Source organism: Streptomyces sp. 150FB (assembly GCF_000818195.1).
In the GTDB taxonomy this organism is placed as follows: domain Bacteria; phylum Actinomycetota; class Actinomycetes; order Streptomycetales; family Streptomycetaceae; genus Streptomyces.
This window is the reverse complement of sequence record NZ_JTHL01000001.1, coordinates 874,612-876,613: the sequence shown is the minus strand read 5'-3', so window position 1 is coordinate 876,613 and position 2,002 is coordinate 874,612. Positions and strand designations below refer to the sequence as shown.

2 protein-coding genes are annotated in these 2,002 nt (G+C 70.9%); both read left to right on the top strand.

The window, feature by feature from the left end; all coding sequences use genetic code 11:
* The coding region (locus QR77_RS03330; RefSeq protein WP_040019568.1) for a phosphopantetheine-binding protein at nucleotides 1-648 on the top strand (648 nt) is incomplete at its 5' end.
* Between the two features lie 16 nt (nucleotides 649-664).
* On the top strand, nucleotides 665-2,002 hold a 1,338-nt coding region (locus tag QR77_RS03325; protein WP_040019567.1), incomplete at its 3' end, for a beta-ketoacyl synthase N-terminal-like domain-containing protein.

The following is a 2,002-nucleotide window of genomic DNA, read 5'->3' as shown; positions in this document are numbered from 1 at the left end:
GTCATGGCGGCCGTCCGGCAGGCGGTTGAACAGGACGAGCCGGCGCTCATCGTGGCCGACGTCGACTGGGAGCACCTCGTCTCGGCCGTCTCCACCCCGCGGCAACTCAACCTGCTCGCCGAACTCCCGGAGGCCGCCCGGGAGTCCGGCGACGACGACCTCGCGCGACGGCTGGCCCCCCTGGCGGAGGCCGACCAGCGGCGGCTCCTGCTCGACCTGGTCACCGAACAGGTCGGAGCCGTGCTCGGCCACGACGTGCCCGGCACCGTCCGGTCCGACTCCGCCTTCGCCGACCTGGGCTTCGACTCGCTGCTGGCTGTCCAGTTCCGCAACCGGATGTGCGCCGTCACCGGGCTGGCCATCTCGCCGACCGTCGTGTTCGACCACCCCACACCGGCCGGCCTCGCCGACCACCTCCACGGGGAGCTGACCGCGGAACCCGACCAGGTCGCTCCTGTCCTGGCCGAACTCGACCGCCTGGAACGCACCTTGGCCCAGTTGCCGGTCGCTGACGAGATCAGCACCCGGCTCCACACCCTGCTGCGTCGCTGGGAGCAGCGCAGCGCACCGGTCGATTCCGGTGAACTCAGTTCGGCGAGTGCCGACGAACTGTTCGACCTGCTCGACAACAACTTCGGCACCGCCTGAGGGGATCACCCAGACCATGACAGAAGACAAGAAACTCCTCGACTACCTCAGGCGCGCCACCGCGGAGCTCGGCCAGACCAAGGCGGCTCTGCGCGAGGCCCTGGACGCCCGGCACGAGCCGATCGCCATCGTCTCGATGGACTGCCGTTACCCCGGCGGCGTCGAGTCGCCCGAGGACCTGTGGCGGTTGGTCGCCGACGGCACCGACGCCATCACCGAGTGGCCCACCAACCGAGGCTGGGACCTCGACGGCCGCTACGACCCCGACCCCGAGCGCACCGGCACCTCGTACACCCGCAATGGTGGGTTCCTGCACGACGCGGGCCAGTTCGACGCCGGCTTCTTCGGGATCAGTCCGCGCGAGGCGCTGGCGATGGACCCGCAGCAGCGCCTGCTGCTGGAGGCCGCCTGGACGGCGCTCGAACGTGGGGGCTTCGATCCGAAGAGCCTGCACAACACCAGGACGGGCGTGTTCGTCGGAGCCATCGGCAACGGCTACGGCTTCCGCTCCAAGGACGTACCCGAACTCCAGGGACTGCTGGACACCGGCACCCATGACAGCGTCGTGTCCGGCCGCATCTCGTACGTGCTCGGCCTCGAAGGCCCCGCCGTCAGCATCGACACCGCCTGTTCGTCCTCGCTCGTCGCCATCCACCTGGCGGTCCAGGCGCTGCGCACCGGGGAATGCTCGCTGGCGCTGGCCGGCGGCATCACCGTGATGGCCACGCAGGACGCGTTCGTCGCCTTCAGCCGGCAGCGCGGGCTTGCCGCCGACGGGCGGTGCAAGTCGTTCGCCGACGCGGCCGACGGCACCGGATGGTCCGAGGGTGCCGGCGTCCTGGTCCTCGAACGGCTCTCCGACGCGCGGCGCAACGGCCATGAGGTCCTCGCCGTGATCCGGGGCAGCGCGATCAACCAGGACGGTGCCTCCAACGGGCTCTCGGCGCCCAACGGCCCTTCCCAGCAGCGCGTCATCAAGGACGCCCTCGCCAACGCCCAGCTCTCCGTCGGAGACGTGGACGTGGTGGAGGCGCACGGTACGGGTACCTCTCTGGGCGACCCGATCGAGGCCCAGGCGCTGCTGGCCACCTACGGCAAGCACCGCGACCGGCCGCTGTGGCTGGGCTCGCTCAAGTCCAACATCGGCCACACCTCGGCGGCGGCCGGGGTCGGCGGGGTCATCAAGATGGTGATGGCCATGCGGAACGGCGTGCTGCCCAAGACGCTGCATGTCGATGCCCCGAGCACGGCCGTCGACTGGACGGCCGGAAACGTACGCCTGCTCACCGAGGCCCGCGCCTGGGACCACGAGGGCGCGCCGTGCCGGGCCGGCGTGTCGGCCTTCGGCGTCAGT